12 protein-coding genes and 2 pseudogenes are annotated in these 18,515 nt (G+C 47.8%); 2 read left to right on the forward strand and 12 right to left on the reverse strand.

Features of this window, described 5'->3' with window-relative positions; genetic code table 11:
* The 9 genes and pseudogenes from IV45_RS03370 to IV45_RS03410 all read right to left on the reverse strand — a co-directional run.
* Positions 1-356, reverse strand: a pseudogene (locus IV45_RS03370) (xylose isomerase); the annotation flags it as partial.
* 245 nt (positions 357-601) lie between these two features.
* A complete protein-coding gene (locus tag IV45_RS03375) occupies positions 602-1,735 on the reverse strand; it encodes an ROK family protein (RefSeq protein WP_235807659.1) in 1,134 nt (377 codons plus the stop codon).
* 280 nt (positions 1,736-2,015) lie between these two features.
* Positions 2,016-3,560: a glycoside hydrolase family 43 protein gene (locus tag IV45_RS03380; protein WP_057740773.1), complete on the reverse strand. Its 1,545-nt coding sequence runs from the start codon at positions 3,558-3,560 to the stop codon at positions 2,016-2,018.
* A gap of 42 nt (positions 3,561-3,602) precedes the next feature.
* On the reverse strand, positions 3,603-4,835 hold the full coding sequence (locus IV45_RS03385) for an MFS transporter (protein ID WP_083487252.1): 1,233 nt from the start codon (positions 4,833-4,835) through the stop codon (positions 3,603-3,605).
* Positions 4,836-5,342: 507 nt separating this feature from the next.
* On the reverse strand, positions 5,343-6,647 hold the full coding sequence (locus IV45_RS03390) for a glycoside hydrolase family 28 protein (RefSeq protein WP_057740730.1): 1,305 nt from the start codon (positions 6,645-6,647) through the stop codon (positions 5,343-5,345).
* A gap of 58 nt (positions 6,648-6,705) precedes the next feature.
* Positions 6,706-7,743: a LacI family DNA-binding transcriptional regulator gene (locus IV45_RS03395; protein WP_057740732.1), complete on the reverse strand. Its 1,038-nt coding sequence runs from the start codon at positions 7,741-7,743 to the stop codon at positions 6,706-6,708.
* A gap of 187 nt (positions 7,744-7,930) precedes the next feature.
* Positions 7,931-9,346, reverse strand: a complete 1,416-nt coding sequence (uxaC, locus tag IV45_RS03400) for a glucuronate isomerase (RefSeq protein ID WP_057740734.1) — start codon at positions 9,344-9,346, stop codon at positions 7,931-7,933.
* Positions 9,347-9,366: 20 nt separating this feature from the next.
* The gene (locus IV45_RS03405; protein ID WP_057740736.1) at positions 9,367-10,977 is read right to left on the reverse strand and encodes a tagaturonate epimerase family protein; all 1,611 of its coding nucleotides are present in this window, start codon (positions 10,975-10,977) and stop codon (positions 9,367-9,369) included.
* 430 nt (positions 10,978-11,407) lie between these two features.
* Positions 11,408-12,913, reverse strand: a complete 1,506-nt coding sequence (locus tag IV45_RS03410; protein ID WP_057740737.1) for a glycosyltransferase — start codon at positions 12,911-12,913, stop codon at positions 11,408-11,410.
* 233 nt (positions 12,914-13,146) lie between these two features.
* Here IV45_RS03410 and IV45_RS08085 point away from each other — a divergent pair.
* A pseudogene (locus IV45_RS08085) lies at positions 13,147-14,289 on the forward strand (Ig-like domain-containing protein); the annotation flags it as partial.
* Positions 14,290-14,312: 23 nt separating this feature from the next.
* Here IV45_RS08085 and IV45_RS08010 read toward each other — a convergent pair.
* The gene (locus tag IV45_RS08010; RefSeq protein WP_057740739.1) at positions 14,313-15,797 is read right to left on the reverse strand and encodes a hypothetical protein; all 1,485 of its coding nucleotides are present in this window, start codon (positions 15,795-15,797) and stop codon (positions 14,313-14,315) included.
* An 88-nt stretch (positions 15,798-15,885) separates the two neighbouring features.
* On the opposite strand from IV45_RS08010, the gene IV45_RS08015 reads away from it, so the two are divergent.
* Positions 15,886-16,050 carry an LPXTG cell wall anchor domain-containing protein gene (locus IV45_RS08015; RefSeq protein WP_083487255.1) on the forward strand — a complete coding sequence of 55 codons (165 nt, stop codon included), beginning with the start codon at positions 15,886-15,888 and terminating at the stop codon, positions 16,048-16,050.
* A gap of 213 nt (positions 16,051-16,263) precedes the next feature.
* Here the strand turns inward: IV45_RS08015 and IV45_RS03420 are convergent, their stop codons facing one another.
* Both IV45_RS03420 and IV45_RS03425 read right to left on the reverse strand, forming a co-directional pair.
* Positions 16,264-17,436, reverse strand: coding sequence for a hypothetical protein (locus IV45_RS03420; RefSeq protein ID WP_057740741.1), 1,173 nt, complete (start codon positions 17,434-17,436; stop codon positions 16,264-16,266).
* Positions 17,437-17,538: 102 nt separating this feature from the next.
* Positions 17,539-18,435 carry a KxYKxGKxW signal peptide domain-containing protein gene (locus IV45_RS03425; RefSeq protein WP_057740742.1) on the reverse strand — a complete coding sequence of 299 codons (897 nt, stop codon included), beginning with the start codon at positions 18,433-18,435 and terminating at the stop codon, positions 17,539-17,541.
* Between the last annotated feature and the right edge of the window lie 80 nt (positions 18,436-18,515).

The raw sequence follows: 18,515 nt of genomic DNA on the forward strand, positions 1-18,515 counted from the left end.
TTGTTGGTTTCACGTAAGGTGTCGCCTTCTGGTGCCAAGTCACGGTCGTGGAAGCAAAGGAACTGAACCCCTAACTTCTGGTAGAATTCGAAGGCATAGTCAACCTTGGCTAAAGCCTGGTCCATTGGGTCACTGTACTTGTCGTATGGCCGTTCAGCGGTCCCATCACCGAATGGGTCCACCAGACGCTGGTCAAAGGTGTGCCAGTAAGCAACGGCAAACCGCAGCCAGTCCTTCATCTTCTTGCCCAGAATCACTTCGTCAGGGTTGTAGTATTGGTAATACAGTCCTGAACGGAGGTGCTTATGTGGACCTACATACTTGATCTTATCGATACCTTTCCATAAATCACTCATCATTGAGTCCTCCTGTTCATATTAGTTTATATAAACAACTAACTTACGATTTAAGAATAATCCTTCAACGAGAATTTGTAAACCCTTTCCCTCAACTTTCGAAAAGAAAAATAAAAAGACGTTTAACATCCTCCGAAACAGACATTAAACGCCTAATTATCAATCATTCTGTCGTATTCACAATTTATCTTCTACTGGCTCATCAAGTCAGAAAAGAACTGTTTTTAACCAAAACATTAGTTTAATCAATCGGCTAACTGAATTTCTTTGGGTAACTTGAATTTCAGATGGTAGCCGTCCATCTGCAGAACGCGGTGAATTGACAAGGAAGCACAGCCGTACAAGGACGTTAAACGCGAGCCATGCACCATTTTAACCGGAATTGTGCCACCCAGTTTGGTCAGTTCTTGTTTCAAGTTGTTATAAAAATCAGGCAGTTCCTCAAAGATGGCAGCATTGAAGAAGACGGCTTGAGGACCGAAACAAACCTCAGCGTTGTACGCAACCTCGGCTAACAAACGGGCAGCCCGGTTGAAGATTGCCTGTACATCAGCTGAATCACGATAAAGGTCGGCCAACCGTTCTTGCTTGAACTTAGCGGGACCCACCAATTCGCGAACCTGTTTCAAAATTGCGTCCTCAGAGCACAAAGACTCCACCTTCACCAGAGCGCCTTCATGGCCATTCTCATCCGTTGTCGTCAAGGCACGGCCAATTTCACCAGCCATACCACGAAAGCCGTGATACAGGCTGCCATTGGCAATCACGCCCATCCCAATACCACGGTGGATACTGATACTGATCAGGTCCTTCACAACATGATCAATGTAAAAGTCATGCTCAAAGGTGGCTGACAGGTTGGCTTCGTTTTCCAGGACTACGGGCACGTGGAATTCATGCTCAAAGTATTGCTGCAAATCAATGCCCTGTAGCTGCAAGAAAGGCGAGTCTATGATCTTCTCATTGTCAACAATCCCGTGAATGGAGAAACCGATGGCCAATAAGCCATGCTTGGTCTCGTTGGCGCACTGCATCCGCATGATTTCCTGCTTAATCATCTGCATGATCGACAAGATATCAGAATCCTTAATCGGCTGGCGGTTATAACGAATCAATTCGCCGTTGACAAAGTTGAACATTGAGCTTAAATGGTTGGCCCCAATGTTAAAGCTGACCACAAAGCCATAATTGCGGTCCAGCCGAATCATTTGTGGCCGGCGACCGCCATTGTTAGTCGAATGGCCAACCCGCACTTCTTCAATAAATCCCTGCTCGTCTAAATCATTGTAGATTGACGAAACCGTTGACTTGTTAAGCTTTAGGTCACGTGCAATATCCGCTCGCGAAGTCTCTTGCTGGTTAAATAATTCCTGTAACACGCGCTTAGTATTAGTGACCCGCGACAAGTTACGGTGGTCAATTTGTTTAGCGATACAGGATCGCCTCCTTATTTGTACCCATTGCTCAAAAACATGGCAGTTAGTTTATACATTATACTTTGCCACAAATGCCTGAATTGTACAAATGAGACCGATTAAATTCCCTCTTAACTAAAACAAAACCGCCCCATCATTACTACTGCAGATAACGAGGGACGGCAATGCGCAATTATTTGGTTATTTTGTTTGTTAGGAGATAAAGGGTTACTTAGTGGTTAGTTTAATGGTTAGCGCGGTAGGTAAAGTTGGTGAAAGTAGCCGCAGTGTGGTTGCGCCGGTGCATATCAATGGCGTCCATGCCAATGAAGTCACCGGTATAGCCACCGGACAAGAAGGAGACGTCTAGGTGACCAACCTTTTGCTTGCCATCACCATCGTCCATGAAGAAATCAGCATCCGTGTCGTTGATTTCAATCGTGAAGTGATAGTGGCCTTGACCGTTAGTCTTGACGCTAGCGATCCGCTTGAAGTCACCGGCGGCTTCCTCTTGCAGTACCACGACCGGCTGATTGTTCTCATCAACGGTGGCCATCAGCAGGATGTAGTTGGACGTATCCAGGTACAGAGTCATGCCGGCAAGCTGCAGATAAGTCGTCGGCGTGTAGTCCATGTCAACCTCGGCCGTAACGCCAAAGTCGTACTGACGGGTGGCAACCAGGTGCTGATCAAAGCCGGACTGCGGTGATTGACCAGCCCGCAATGTCAGACCGTTAACGGACGGCTGGCACCAAGTTGGGTCGCTGAACTGCCGGTAAGTGTTCCAATAGCGTGGATCCAAGCCGTGCTTCAGATCATCGCTAAAGCCATGTTTGACGGGAACGGCTGGGGTACCGTGGACTGGTGCTGGTACCGAGTCAACTGGTAAGTTTCCGCCATTAGCCAACCGCAGCCAGTGATCAGAAGTCCATTCAACCTTCTGGATGGCTGTTTCACGACCAAGGATCGGCTTGTAGCCAGGCAGTGGCCGCGTACACAGGTGAGCCAAGTACCATTCGTCGTCATCCGTGGCAACCAATGATGCATGCCCAGCGGCTTGCAGCGTGATTTCTTCATGACCCTTCGACGTAATTAATGGAGTCTTTGGATCAACTTCGTACGGACCCCAGACATTCTTGGAACGGGCAACGGTTTCCTGGTGGTTAGGACCCGTGCCGCCTTCTGCAGTCAGCAGGTAGTAATAGCCATCATGCTTGTAAATCTGCGGTGCTTCGGTTTTGGCTGGTGCCGTACCGTCGAACAGCTTTTTAGGTTCACCAATCAGGTTGAACGAAACTGGGTCGATTTCCTGCATCACAATTCCGCAAGACTTGTTGTGGGTCTCCATCCGGTAGTCCCACAGTGCATTCATGAAGTAGGCCTTGCCATCGTCATCAAAGAAGATCGACGGGTCAAAGCCGGAACTGTTAACGTAGACTGGATCACTCCACGGCCCATGAATGTCATCGGCTTCCACGATGTAGTTATCAACGTCCTTGTAAGGAATCCGTGTCTGGCGAACGTTGGTGTAGATCATGTAGTATTTGCCGTTGTGGTAGGACGCAAATGGTGCCCAAATTGAACAGCCGGTTGGATTGCCTTGGAGCTGAATCATCCGTGGTGAGTTCAGCACCGAGGTTTCATAATGCCAGTTGACTAAATTAGTGGACGAGTAAATCCGTACACCAGGCAGCCATTCGAACGTCGAGACAACCAAGTAATACTGATGGTCATCACGGAAAATGCATGGGTCGGGATTAAAACCAGTCAATACTGGGTTTTTAATCACATTCAAAATAACACCTCATTTTTTGTCAATTGAGATCAAACATTAGTTGACACGACGAATCATCTGGAACAGGATACCACCGATTACGCACATTACAAATGCAGCGACGAAGATCAGACGGTAACCCATAGCAGTGATCATGACGGAGGCAACGATTGGGCCTAAGATTTGGCCTAACGTGTTAGCCAAGTTCAAGATCCCTAAGTCCTTAGCAGCCGCTTCCTTTGAAGGAAGAATGGATACGTTCAGGGCTTGGTCAACTGAGTTGTAGATCCCGTAAGCGGAACCGCCAATGATGGCGTAAGCAAACATTGTCCAAGGAGCAGCGTCAAACATTGGCATCAGAACACCAATCCCAAAGACGATGGAAGCAAAGACCATCATCTTCTTGATACTGCCGATCTTGTCGGCAATTGGGCCAGAAACAGCGGCGAAGATCATGCCGGCAAACATCAGAATGGTGGACATGATGGACAGGCTGGAAGCGGCCTTGCCAGCGTTCATCTTCATGTAGTCAGTGAAGATGTACAGTTGGTAACCAACGATTACGTAGTGAGCAGCAACGATGAGAAGCTTCCCAAAAAGGGCCAAGTAGAAGTCACGCAGGTCACCATGAACTGGGAAGATGAAGGCTTCCAGCAGTTGCTTACCATGCAGCGGTTCAACTTCAGCATCCTGGTTGCCTGGTTCGTGGATAATGGCAACACTCAAGAAACCAAGGATCAGTTCAATGGCGATCATCGTCCAGATCCCCATCGTAACCTTCGTCAGGAATTGTGAAGCAACAATCGTCCCTAATGGGTTAGCGACTGAGTTAGCAATGCCGTAGAAGGAAGAAATGGTTCCCTTAAATTCCTTTGGTACCAGGTCGGACAAGATGGCCAGCAATGGACCAACAACAGCGTTCAAAGCGGCTTGGTAAACACCCCAGATAACAAACAGTACTGGGATCGAAGTGGTAATGGTAATTAACCAGAAACAGATGGCACAGGCAATGGAACCAGCAATGATCCATGGTGTCCGCTTACCACGCTTTGAACGGGTCCGGTCAGATAAGGCACCAAAAATAACGTTGGCGATGGCAGCCACAATCATCCCGATCGTAGCTAATTCAGCGACAATTTGTACTTTTTGAGCTGGTGCGATTTGCTGCAGGAGACGTGGCAGCAACGTACTGTTAACCCCGACATATGGAAGCAGCCAGGACAAAACACCAACGGCAAGCCCGACCCCAATCCGATAAGGCGGGCGCTTTTTTACAGTTTGAGTATCCAATTTTATTCACCTCAAAATCTTTTTCCAAAAGCTATTCAAACCGAATGACGATTTAGCTTTAACCCGCCTTCACGGGAAAATGGTGGGTCCTGGTCAATGGGTAGAAATCATAATTGCTCAATAATTTAATTTGACCAGGTCGACGTTAGTTCAATTAATCGACTAACACCTGACATCTATAATGTACACGTTCCCATCCCTTGTTGCAAACGCTTTATAGGACGTTTTAGCCTCATTTGTTCAGTTAATCATTAAGCACCCAATCATCCTTTATCACTGTTAAATCGGCAAAAGCCAGTTATGAGAGCGTTCCCAAGACCATTAAGTGATATCGCTAACCTCACAGAATGTGGCCAAAATTTTTTTGACTTATCAAATAATCAACCAGTTCAGATCAGGCCCATTGAGCGAGTTTGTTGACAGCTAGGCGTTTGCGCTTCTTATAGCGGTCAATAAAAAGGCATCGATAGCCAGTTTGCCTGGATATCGGTGCCTAAAGATAGCATTTTAATTGAACAGGTGGTCATTGACTTGAAGATTAGTGACATTAATGGTGTTAATGCCGCGTTGATTGAGGTGGATGGTGCCACCCGTCTTTTCGGCCTGGTCAATCGGCAACAAGTCGTCGTCTTTGGCGAGTGACCATTGATAGTTTTCGATCCGCACATTCTTGATCTTTGCTTCTGGCAAACCAACGATGAAGGCCGCTACGCAACGCACATTGGTGGCCACCACATCTTTGATTTCCACATCCTGAATGTGCGGCGTTTGTGCAGTGACTGGCTGCGCATCCAATGAGAGAATTTTTCCTGCTTCATCAGCCTTCACTTCCGAAGCAAAGTACATCTGCAGGGCGATCGGGCACCAACAGCGGTCCATGTGCAGGTTGTGCAGGTAAATGCCTTCAATGGTGCCGCCCCGGCCGCGCCGCGTTTTGAGCCGCACACAACGCTGCGTGCCGACAAAAGTACAATCGTCGACGGTCAGGTTCTTCACGCCGGCCGCGGTCTCTGAGCCGATCGCAATTCCGCCATGACTGTTTAAGATCCGGCAATGTTTGACGGTCACGTTTTCGGTCGGAATGCCAATTGCTTGAGCAGATGGACCCGACCCTGATTTCAGGGTTACACCGTCGTCGCCCACGTCCAGCAAGCAATCCGTAACCGTGACATTCTTACTGGAGTCGATGTCCATCGCGTCCGTGTTGATTGCATCGGCTGGATTTCTGAAGGTCACACCCTGGATCTGAATGTCAGATGAATAAACCATGTGGAAGGTCCACCACGGCGAGTTGCGCAGGGTGACGCCCTTCAGCGTGAAATTCTGACACTTCCAGATTTGCAATAGCGGCGGCCGCAGGAATTGGGTCGACCGGCGACCACCACCGCCCGTCTGTTCTTGGTAGCCCGGATTCATGCTGGCCAACCGTTTTTCATAGTCAAAGCGCGGTGTGTTGCGGTCTTCCTTTTGAATCTGGGCAAACTTGTTCCACCAGGCTTGACCCTGACCATCAATCACGCCCTCGCCTTGGATGGTGATATTTTGTTGGCCATTGGCATAGATCAGCGGGTGCATCGCGTAGCATTCCACCCCTTCCCAACGGGTCCAGACCGGTGGATAGAGGTTCGGATCATCCTTAAACTCAAGCACCGCGCCCTTTTCCAGGGTCAAAGTCAGATTGGACCGCAAAGTGAGTGGCCCGGTGAGATAGGTTCCCGCCGGCACAACAATTTCTAGTTGATCAACGTGGTTATTCACGTCCATACATTGCTGCAGGCTGGGATAATCAGTTAACGTTACTTTTTTACTCATGTATTTCCTCCAAAAAAGGCGCAAAGGCAGTCATCCCACCGCCTTTGCGTCTTCAGTATTACTCGTTTCTTGGTGTACGGATCTGCTTAACCGAACTGCGAACGATCATTTCAGGGTCGTAAATCTTCTGCATGACGGTATTACCATCGTCTTCAATGATTTTGACCAGGCAGTCCACGCCATCCTGCACAATCTGCGTCGTTGGCTTGCGGATGGTGGTTAAGGATGGTGTCAGGTACTTGGAATAGTTCATGTCATCAAAACCGATGATGGAAATATCGTCCGGTACCCGGTAACCCATTTCGTCGCATGCACTAATTGCACCGACCGCCATATCGTCGTTTTCGGTAATCACGCAAGTCGGCATGTGGCGGCTGGACAGAATTTGCCGCATGGCGCTATTACCACTGCGCGGCTTGTAGTCACCCTTCTTGACGATGACGTCATCCTTAGGAATACCGGCGTCCTTCAGCGCACTGAGAAAGCCCGCTGTCCGCTGGTGAGTCGACGTGAAGGCATCGACCCCTTCGATTAAGGCGAAGTGCCGGTGACCCATCCGAATTGCATATTCGGTTGCCACCTTGCTTCCCAGATAATCGTTGACCGCAAAGTTGTTCAGATGCTTGGACTTAACATCCCGGTTCAAGATCACCGCCGGAATTTGCCGTTTAATGACAGAACGGATAAATGGGTCGTCAGATTCGGATTGACTGAGGATGATCACCCCATCGAAGTTCTGAATGGAAATGCGGGGATCATTCTCGGCAATGTTGATACTGTTAATTGACAGTGAGTAATTCCGGGGCAACCGCTTTTGGGCCTCTTCAACTACTTCCGTCAAGAAGCTGGATGACGTCCCGGCTTCCAGGTTCGTGAAGAAGATGCCAATAATGTTCGAGCGGTGTGTAACGAGCCGCCGGGCATTATAGTTAGGCACGTACCCCATCTCGCGAGCGATTCGATCAATTTTACGCTTGGTCTCAGGCTTAACCAGTTTACTATCATTCAATGCTCTTGAAACTGTGGTGTGGGAGACGTTCGCAATTTTAGCGATCGTTTGAATCGTCACAGGTTCCTTATCTATTTTTCCAGTCATGTGATCCACCTATTTCTTTATTTAAGCCATTACATCATAACAATTCTGGCGGTCTAAAACAAAAAGGGGCCAAAATTAATTGGTCCCTTGCCCGTTTATCATTCATTCTTGGGGGTTAATTCATAATAAACGGATGCAGTTCCATTGGCATCACAACTGCCTGAAAGCTGCAATACCAATGAGCTAATTAAAACTTGAAGTAATTGTGAGCATTGTTGTAGGAAATGTCCTGCACAATCTTACCTAACTTGTCAATATTGTCTGGAACCCGACCTTGTTCAGCTAACTTGCCGTAGAAGTTGCACAGTACCCGACGGAAGTATTCGTGCCGTGGGTATGACAGGAAGCTCCGTGAGTCGGTCAGCATACCAACAAAGTGTGGCAGCAGACTCTGTTGAGCAAAGATCCGCAGTTGACGGTCCATGCCTTCAGCAGTGTCGTTGAACCACCAGCCGGCACCCAGCTGCAGACGTTCAACGCCGCCATCGCCTTGGAAGGAGCCCATCAAGGTAGCCAGCTGCATCCAGTCGTTGCTGTTCAATGAGTAGAAGATCGTCTTTGGCACATTGTTAGTGTCTTGCATGTGACGGTAGAGCTTAGCAATGCTGTCAACGATGTCAGGCTGCGTACCAACAGAGTCGTAACCAGTGTCGGCACCCAACTTCTTAAACATTGGCCGGTTCATGTTCCGGATGGAGTTGATGTGGAATTGCATCGTCCAGTCGAATTCGGTGTTCAGCTTCATCAACTGTTCCAGTAATGCAGTCAGATATTGATCGACTTCCTTGTCGGTCAGGTCTTCATTCTTAACGGCCTTGTCGACAATAGCATCGATTTCTTCCTTGGTAGCTGGAACGTAGTGGTAAGTCAACAGTGAGTGGTCAGACAGCTTGCCGCCCATTTCACTGAAGAATTCGAAGCGCTGGTGCAGAGCAGAGATGATGTCTGCGAAGTTGTTGATCTTAACGCCGGAAACGTCGCTCAACTGTTGCAGGTAGTTGCCAAATTCGTTGTTGCGGATGTCGATCAGCTTGTCAGGACGCATTGCAGGCAGAACCTTGAAGCCATTCTCCTTTTCATCCTTCTTCAGCAGCTTTTGGTACTTCAGATCAGATGCTGGGTCATCGGTGGTGCAGACAACCTTAACGTTCATGTTCTTGATCAAGTTCCGTGGCTTGAAGGCATCCGTCTGCAGCATCTTATTAGCCTTTTCCCAGATCATTGGGGCGTTTTCCAGGTTCAATTCGTTGTTGATGTGGAAGAAGCGCCGTAGTTCCAGGTGAGTCCATTCGTAGAGCGGGTTACCATAAGCATTTTGGATGGTCTTGGTCCATTCGATGAACTTCTTGTATTCGTCGCCGTCGCCGGTGATGTACTTTTCGTCAACGCCATTGGCACGCATCAGACGCCACTTGTAGTGGTCACCATAGTGGTCTTCGTTGATCCAAATCCGGGTTAAGTTAGGGTAATTCTTGTTTTCGTAAATTTCCTTTGGGTTTAAGTGACAGTGGAAGTCAATAATTGGCATCTTAGCTGCGTATTCATGGAACAGAATCTTTGCAGTGTCGTTGCTCAACAGGAAATCATCATTTAATAATGTCATGTTGTGTAAGTCCTTATCTATTAATATTCCTTAGCAATGTCAGTCTTTGGTTCCAAAGCATCCAGGGCTTCCTGCTTCGTAGCGTACTTGCCAGTCAACAGGTCAATGTGTTCAGCCAGGTGAATGTTCAAGAACTTGTCGTACAACTTCTGGTTCTTCTTCAGGATGTCCCAGAACTTGTCACGGAATACATAGTGGTAGTTGTGCTGTGCATTCATCAGTGAACCGAACATCGTGTGCATTACTTGACGGCCGTCATCGTCGGACAGAACGAATTGACAATGGTCAGGGGTAACCGTTTCTGGCTTAGGAGCATTGCCATCAGTTTGAGCGTTAAATACGTAGAAGTCCTTAACGTCGTCCAAGTTGTTGTATGCGTAACGGTACATGTCAACAAAGAGCTGTGGGTCCTTGTGAGCAATTACCCGGCAAGCTTCCAACCAGTGAGTACCGGCCGTCTTAACATGCCAGCCGTGTGCCTTGGCCAAGCGACCAATGATTGGGTAAACAGAAAGCTTATCAGAGCCAGAGTGAACGGAAAGCTTGTAGCCGAAGTGTTCAGCAATCTTTTCGTGTAAGGAGAAGTCCTTTTCGAACTTGTCCAGGTCACCAATGTAGTCAATGGCCTTCTGGAATTCACCGTAGAACCGTGGAGCCATGGTCGTAGGCGTGATGCCGCGACGGTGTAATTCGTTAGCGAAGAAGTAGTGGTTAGGGTTCGTGGTTGAGTATGGCGTTTCATCCATGGAGATTTCGAAGTCAAGGTCATAAGGAACAACGAACTTGTGGTAAATCTTCGTAGCAAACAGAACGGCACCATAGAAGGTCAATACTGATTCTTCAACGTCGTGCTTAGTGAAGTGGACTTCAGCGTCGTTGTGAGCACCAACAGTGAAAGTCTTGTTCAGGTAAGTGTCGTTGAAGTACTTCTTCTGGTCGTCGTCTAAGGCGTTAAACTGCTTGTCCAATTCTTCGTCAGACAGGGTAACGGCCTTGTTGTTGATAACTTCGGTACAGTCAAGAACAATCGTCCGGCAGCCAACCTTAACGGCGTAGTCAACTTCGTATTCGGTCTTAACGTGGTCACCTTCAGCACCCCAGCCGTAAGTGAAGCCTTCGTCAAAGACAGACCATGCGGCGTCCAGGAAGACATCGGTGTTGGTCCGGTGCATCAAAGTAAGTTCACGAATGGACTGTTGAGCGATAACTGGGAAAATGTGCTTGCCCTTCAAGAAACGCAGGTGAGCGTTTGAAGCGTTACCCAGCCGGTCACCAAGGCCGAAACTGTACTTGTAGTCACGCCGAGAAGTTGGCTTCATCCATGAGAAGCGCTTTGCCAATGCTTTGTAGTTTGGTTCAGTCTGTTGAGCAACAATCAATGCCCGCTGACCGTGATCCAGGCGTTCGTCAGCAACAAAGTCACCAATGCTCAGCTTGTCTTCGTAGACAACCAAGGTCTTTTCGGTGTAGCCCTTTTCGTTGACATGGTGCAGGTTGAAGTAAACGTTACGGCCTTGAACCTGGATTGAAGGAACATAAATTTCCTTGTTTGACAGGTTGTCGAACTTAGCATCGTTATCAACATCTGCTAAGATTTTTTGAACATTTTTAAGCAGTTTATCTAAATCCATTGTACTGTCCTCTTTCAATAAATATTGCACACGTGAACATTAATCAGCAAAAATAAAATCCATTTTCACTAAATGAATCATCCCCCAAATTTGCTATTTCCTAAAAATACTACCATTTTCAAGAATATTGTCTTTTCTTGTTTCCGCTTTCATAATATCACGATGGATTGCACACGTGAAGCATTTTTCTGGATTTTCGGTAATTTCTTCCCCAAAATCCGGTTGCAGAAAACAAGAAATTAACAGTTACTGTAATGCTGTCCATTTTCAATGAATGGGGGCACACACAAATAATGCTGTTCATGCAGCGCACCTATTTTAACATCAGCTAACCGGTTTTGTTAAAACTGGCTGGCAGCCGTTCATTATCTTCACTCATCATTTGTTTTCTCCCATATTTTGACGTAAATGTCATCGTGATCCCCAGCAATTAATGTGGCAAATGTTCAGCGGCCAGGAATTCCTGCCAGCGTTTCGTAACATTGGCAAACGAGTACTTTGCGGCCGCCTTCTGTGCGTGTTCTGAATAAGACTGCAGCAGTGCATAGTTGCTCAGCAGTGTATCCAAGGTGACGTACAGCGAGTGGAGATCCCCTTCTGGCACCAACTTGCCGCTAACCCCGTCGTCAATAATATCTGACGGGCCGTAATTGATGTCGTAGCTCACCACTGGACAGGCGTGGCTTTGTGCTTCCAGCAGTGCCATTGCGAAACCTTCATAAGAACTCGTTAGAACCTCTATTTGTGCGTCCTCGTAAACGGCGGTCAGGTCATGCTGGTAACCGCAGAAATGAATATAGTCACTAGCATCATTGCGTTGCACAAGTTTTTTCAGCGCATTCGATGTGGCGTAGTTGTTATATTCATCGTCATAGCCGTAGATTTTGAGGTCAACCAGCGGATGTTTCTTCTTCAGCAAAATCACCGTGTTGATCAAATGGTCGAGCCGCTTAACGTTGCTCAACCGTGCGACCGCGATCAATTGCCCCGGCTGCCGCTCATCAAACGGAACCTGCTTGTTTAAGAGCTCATCGGCTACGTAAGTCACTGGGATGGCGTAACTGGCATTGGTCTTAAATCTTTGGCTGGCATCACGTGCTTCTCTAGTCGTTGCCGAAATCAAACCGTTCAATTGGCCATTTGCCAGCATAGACTGGATGGGTTTGTAAACGTCAAATAGCTTGCCATTAGTGCGCCCGTCCGTTGTAATTGCCGAATGAAAGACTTGATAACGCGGCACCTTCACCTTCATTTTGGCGAATGGCGTCAAAGCCACATCTGAGCGGTCACTAATCATGACTGCTTTTGCATCATTTTTCGCCAACTCATCAAAGAAGAAAGCATGGAATTCCGTCTCATCATCAAATTGCCGTTCGCCGTCTTTTTCTTTCAACTGGATCAGGGTTAAAACTGGTTGATTATTTTCGCCGCCCCGGTAGTGATAAATAATCTTGACGTGTCCCTGAGCATCGTAGTACTGACGCATGACCACCCGGGCCTTATCTTCAAAATACTCCGAGTAAGTTAGGCAACCACTATCGTAAAAATCACGCCGATCGCAGAAGCCAAAGCGGTCAGTATAGTCCACATAATAAATGCGGCCCTTGTCATTCAAATTAACCTGAATTCTTTGCTTGCCATCGCGATAAGCAACATTACCCTTAACGTCAAGCCCTGGCTGATGTAATATTTTATCGCTTAGCGCTTGATCATTATCTGTATAGCTATATGGCAGTCGTTGATAATATTGGAAGAGGTTAATTACCCGATTGGCGGTACCTAATTTCTGCTGGACGTCTTGGTGAGCCCAATTGTATTTCACCGTCACTATCCGTGAATCCATTCCCAGACTATCAAAGATCTTCATCCGCTTAATTTGCGCTATTTCAATGGCTGAGGTTAATAAGTCTTCACGATGAGTAATGAAATAATACATGATTATTCTCCTTTTAGTCGGTGATTCATATCGATAATGTTCAGTTCCTTACACAGTATAGGACATTCTTTCCTTAGTCTTAAATTAGCTTTATCTTTTGATAACCAAATTTGCTAAATGCTATTTTCAAACAGCCCTATACGAATTATAATAGATGCAGTTAAAACATTATCTTTTATTATTAAGATTATAAATGAGGTGCTACTATGTTATCCACTAATAATAAAAAATTAATGTATTTAAAAAACGCTCGACAGCGTCCCCACTATGGGTTACGAAAATTATCAATCGGGGTTGCCTCCGTTTTATTATCAATAACGTTTGGATTAGGGACTGTGGCTGACGTTCACGCTGATGTTCCTGAAGGTAACAATCCTGCACGTCCGGCCGGTAATTCTCCACAACAACAAGAACATCAAAATGTTAGTGACCAACTAGCTAATGTAACTAGTAATTTCAAACAGTCTCAGCAGTCAGGTTCAAATACTACTTCATATATTCCTGTTGAGAATGGTAATGCTATATATCCAGAAAAAAGTGGTACATTACAAGGAAACTATTCTTTTGACGTTCCTGATACAGTCAAGTCAGGTGATTACTTTAACATTACCATTAGCAATAACCTGAATATCTATGGTACTCATAATCCTAGTGATGTTCGGCAATTGCCAGATATTAAAGATAGAAATGGGGAGATCATTGCTAAGTATGACCCTTCAAACGATGTAACTGGCCATTCCTTCCGCTATAATTTTACGGACTATGTTGATAATCATAATAACGTTTCTGCTAAAATTTCAATTCCATTATTCATTGATCCCAAGGCAGTTCCAAATGATTCTCGACAAAATATTACAACCGGCATTGGTAACAAGAAGACTACAAATACCATTAACGTTCAATACACGAATTTTGATGATGTTGTAAATAAAAATTGGCCTGACCCATCTGCTGCTGCCAATGGTGAAGCATTTATTACCGCGCTTGATCGTACTAACAAGGAAATGACGTCGGTAATTTATGCTAACCCTATTGGGAATGTAATACAGTCACCATGGGTAAAAGTAGAAAATCTTAACAATTCCAAGGTTAACTATAATAATAGAGATACCAATGTAACCGTTTATCAGTTAAAACCAGGATATGATCCAACACAAAGCTTCTACATTGATCCTGCTTCCGTGAATGATGTTACTGGTCAAGTCCGGATCGTCTTTCAAGATAATAAGATGTACATTCAATTCCCAACATCATCTTCCGGGACTAATTGGAGCAAGTACATTATCAAATACACAACCACTTATGATGATTCCTCTACGAAGCAGATTAATACCAGAACAACTAATTACTCTGGTACCTATTCGAATAACTATATGTATTGGGATAATCATGATTTAGTTTACGATCCTTCACAGTCAGGTGGTGGGACGGTAAACCCAACGAGTCCGACCAGCCCGACATCACCGACTAGTCCAACATCGCCGACGGGCCCAACGAGTCCAACGAGCCCGACGAGTCCAACAAGTCCGACGACGCCAACAAGTCCGACGAGTCCAACAAGTCCGACAAGCCCGACATCACCGACTAGTCCAACGACGCCAACGAGTCCAACGACGCCAACAAGTCCGACAACGCCGACGACTCCTACAAGCCCGACGACTCCTACAAGTCCAACGACTCCAACGACTCCGACAAGTCCAACAAGTCCAACGACGCCAACAACACCAACGAGTCCGACAACGCCAACGAGTCCGACGAGTCCAACAACACCGACGACTCCTACAAGTCCAACGACTCCAACGACGCCGACTACGCCAACATCACCTACGACTCCTACGAGCCCTACATCACCGACGAGTCCTACAACACCAACGACGCCTACCAGTCCGACGTCGCCGACAAGTCCGACATCACCTACGAGCCCGACGACTCCAACAAGTCCAACGACGCCGACGAGCCCGACAACTCCGACATCACCGACAACGCCGACTAGTCCTACGACCCCAACAAGTCCAACGACGCCAACATCACCGACGAGCCCGACTACACCGACTAGTCCGACGTCACCGACAAGTCCAACATCGCCAACGAGTCCAACGACTCCAACCAGTCCAACATCACCTACGACTCCTACGAGTCCAACGTCACCGACGAGCCCGACTACACCGACTAGTCCTACGTCACCTACGTCGCCGACAACTCCTACGTCACCTACTAGTCCTACGTCGCCGACAACGCCAACGAGCCCTACGACTCCGACGTCACCTACAACACCGACGACGCCAACCACGCCAACATCACCGACGAGTCCGACGACACCTACCAGTCCAACATCACCAACGACTCCGACGTCACCGACTAGTCCGACGTCGCCGACTAGTCCTACGACACCAACAAGTCCAACGACGCCTACGAGCCCGACATCACCGACTAGTCCTACGACACCAACGAGTCCAACATCGCCGACTACGCCAACATCACCTACGTCACCGACGAGCCCGACTACACCGACTAGTCCAACATCGCCGACTACGCCGACGTCACCGACGAGCCCAACATCACCTACGACTCCGACGTCACCGACTACACCTACGAGCCCTACATCGCCGACGACACCTACGACGCCTACGAGCCCAACGTCACCGACGAGTCCGACGACCCCAACAAGTCCGACGTCACCGACGAGCCCGACGACTCCAACGAGTCCAACAAGTCCGACGACGCCAACAAGCCCGACAACGCCGACTAGCCCGACGAGTCCAACGACGCCAACAAGTCCAACGACGCCGACGAGTCCGACAACGCCAACGACGCCGACCAGTCCTACGTCGCCGACCAGTCCGACAACGCCAACAACACCAACGTCACCGACTAGTCCAACCACGCCAACAAGTCCGTCATCACCAACGCAACCGACGACGCCGACGCAGCCTGGAACGCCGACTAGTCCTACGACACCAACAAGCCCGACAATGCCAACACAACCAACTACGCCAAAGAGTTCGCAAAAAGTTGGCAATAAGAAGCTGCCACAAACTGGCAATGAACAAAACGAGGCTGCTGCAGGCTTAGGTGTGGGCTTATTTGCATTGCTGACTTCATTTGGTGGTCTCAAGCTTTCTAAGAAGCGGAATTAATATTCAGACGATTCAGCTTTGGCTCTGTATTAATTGTTAAATATAGTTAATCATCAACCAGTCCAAGTAACTAGTTTGCTTGGGCTGGTTTTTATTACAAAAAATGCAGCACTGATGAATGGCATCAGCACTGCATAACGAAGAATCTGACTTATACAAAAAGGACGGCGATCAAACGATTGATCTCCGTCCTTTAACATTTATAGCAATTAACTACTCATTTTCGTGGTTGGTGTATTCTGGCCACTGATCTGCGTCGATCCAACCATTCATGAAGTCATTGTAGTTCCCATAATCAGCGGTCCCGGCTTGACCATCAGCCCAACCCATGCGACCGTCCATCATCAGCGTGCACCACTGGTGAGTGTACTGATTTTCGTTCTCGTGGTGGTATTGATAACCTAAGTAATTCAATACCAGACCCAGAGCACGGGTGGCACCGGCACATGAGTATTCGTGAGCAATGAAGACCCCATATGGCGTAGCGTAGTATGGGCCAGACATTGTGTAACGACACCGTTTGCAAAATTCGGATACGTAGAGAGCGGCCAATTCAACCTTTGCCCGGTCAGTCCGATTACCGGCTTGCCGAACAACATCAGCAATCAGGTGAGCAACACTTTCCGGACTGTCAGTTGGAATCCGGTGGGCGTTACCAAACCGGTCATAGAGGTAATCACCGACAAGGGCAAGTTTAGGCGTGTTCAATTCACGGTTGGTCAGCCAAATCTGGACGTAGTTGCCCTCGCCTGAAGCACTGTCACTGTAACGACTGATTACCTGTAACATGTCATTGGCATAAGAAGGATCGATTGTGAAGGTGGTGCTGAAGCGGCATTGGCCAGCATTGGCAATGTCACCCTGAGCGTTAGCAACGTCAGGACTGTAATTGTTGGCTACTTCCTGACGGCCAATTTCATGACCCAGTGACCGGTCAAACAAGATGAGCACGTGGTGAGGATAGATCATTGACTGATCGGCAGCGTGCCAACCAGAAACAGTGATGGTATCGCCGTCTTCATCCAGCGTATCCAACCATGCGGCCTGCTTGTTCAGATTGAGGTTGCCATTGAACCAGTAATCAACGTAGTCTTCGTTGGCATCAGGGGTAGCGCTCCAACGACTGATGATCCGCAGGGGTTCAGTGAACATCTCTGGCTGGAGGTCAAAGCTGGCATCAAAGCCGGAGTAGGAGGCCGTCATGATTGATGGGAAGGCTGCTGCAACATCGTTCCGTTGCGCATGACTGACTGTTTTACGGGCCAGTTCATGATTGTTGTTAGCGTCCAAAATGATGATGGTGTGGTAGTTCCGTCCCAGTGCTAGGTTGGTAGCATGCCAGCCGCTAACGTGTAAGCGACCATTACGAACGCCAAAGTTGTCCATGTAAGCATTGTTGCTCTTGTCGGCAACTAGCCATTCTGGGCCAAACCAATAGTCGACATAACCGCTATTGCCATCGGCTGACGTTGACCACCGACTGACGAACTAAATCTGGTCGTTGATGAATTCCGGCCGCAGATCAAAGCTGACGTTAAAGCCAGAACCAGCTGCATTCGCGATGAGTGGGAAGACGCGGGCAACATCTTTACGAATATGACCATTGTCCAAGTCGTCAAAGTCAACTAGCTGACGGCCAAGTTCACGGTGCTGACTCACATCATAAGCAATGACGTAGTGGTAAGGATAGCCGGCTGCCTGGTTAGTAGCGTGCCAGCCGCTGACGTTGACCTGGTTGTCCTCGATCGAAACGCCGTCTAAGTTAGCGCGGTTAGCGTTGTCGAGCTTGAATGGGGCAAACCAGTAGTCCGTGCGATGGCCCTCACCGTGCAGAGCATCATCGGTAAACCGAGAAACCAGTGAGAGAGTGTCGCCACGGGAAACAACGTTATCTGGAACGTACAGCGAATCATGGAATCCGGATTCACGACTTCCGTTCACATCTGGGTAGACGTTTTGAACATCCGGACGTGTAACAGCATTGTCAAAGCGGTGCCGGTAAAGCTCACGATTCGTGGTGTTATCAAAGAGAATCATGTAACGGTAAGGCTCGTCCTGACTGGCATCCGCTGCGTGCCAACCGTTAGCAACGACTGAATCATAACCAGCAATGTTAGATTCGGTCAGCTTTACTCCGTCCAGGTGACCATAGTTGGCGTTGTTAGTAGCGGCTGCTTGTCTGGACTGGGTGACCGCCGTAGCAGCTGCATTAACGTGTGTCGTCGCCGTTTGAGTTACCGCCGTCGTGCTTACTTGTGACGTGGCCGGCTGGTTCTGATCAGCATGAGCCGTCGTTGTTGCCAGAAGCATGCCGAAACTGGCGATTGTGGCCACCAGCCACAGCTTGCCTGCTTTATACAACTTTTTATGAATACTATTATTCAAAACAAAATCTCCCCTTCAGTTAATGTCGGCCTAATTATATAACTTTAGCCACCAACTGACGCAATAAAGTTCGTAGACCA

Origin of the sequence: Limosilactobacillus secaliphilus (assembly GCF_001437055.1) — a bacterium.
Classification (GTDB): Bacteria; Bacillota; Bacilli; order Lactobacillales; family Lactobacillaceae; genus Limosilactobacillus; species Limosilactobacillus secaliphilus.

Bases quoted from the DNA above. Each gene is read 5' to 3' on its own strand.
- IV45_RS03390 (WP_057740730.1), bottom strand. From the start codon at position 6,647: ATGAGTAAAAAAGTAACGTTAACTGATTATCCCAGCCTGCAGCAATGT.
- IV45_RS03395 (WP_057740732.1), bottom strand. From the start codon at position 7,743: ATGACTGGAAAAATAGATAAGGAACCTGTGACGATTCAAACGATCGCT.
- uxaC (WP_057740734.1), bottom strand. From the start codon at position 9,346: ATGACATTATTAAATGATGATTTCCTGTTGAGCAACGACACTGCAAAG.
- IV45_RS03405 (WP_057740736.1), bottom strand. From the start codon at position 10,977: ATGGATTTAGATAAACTGCTTAAAAATGTTCAAAAAATCTTAGCAGAT.
- IV45_RS03410 (WP_057740737.1), bottom strand. From the start codon at position 12,913: ATGTATTATTTCATTACTCATCGTGAAGACTTATTAACCTCAGCCATT.
- IV45_RS08015 (WP_083487255.1), top strand. From the start codon at position 15,886: ATGCCAACACAACCAACTACGCCAAAGAGTTCGCAAAAAGTTGGCAAT.
- IV45_RS03420 (WP_057740741.1), bottom strand. From the start codon at position 17,436: ATGGACAACTTTGGCGTTCGTAATGGTCGCTTACACGTTAGCGGCTGG.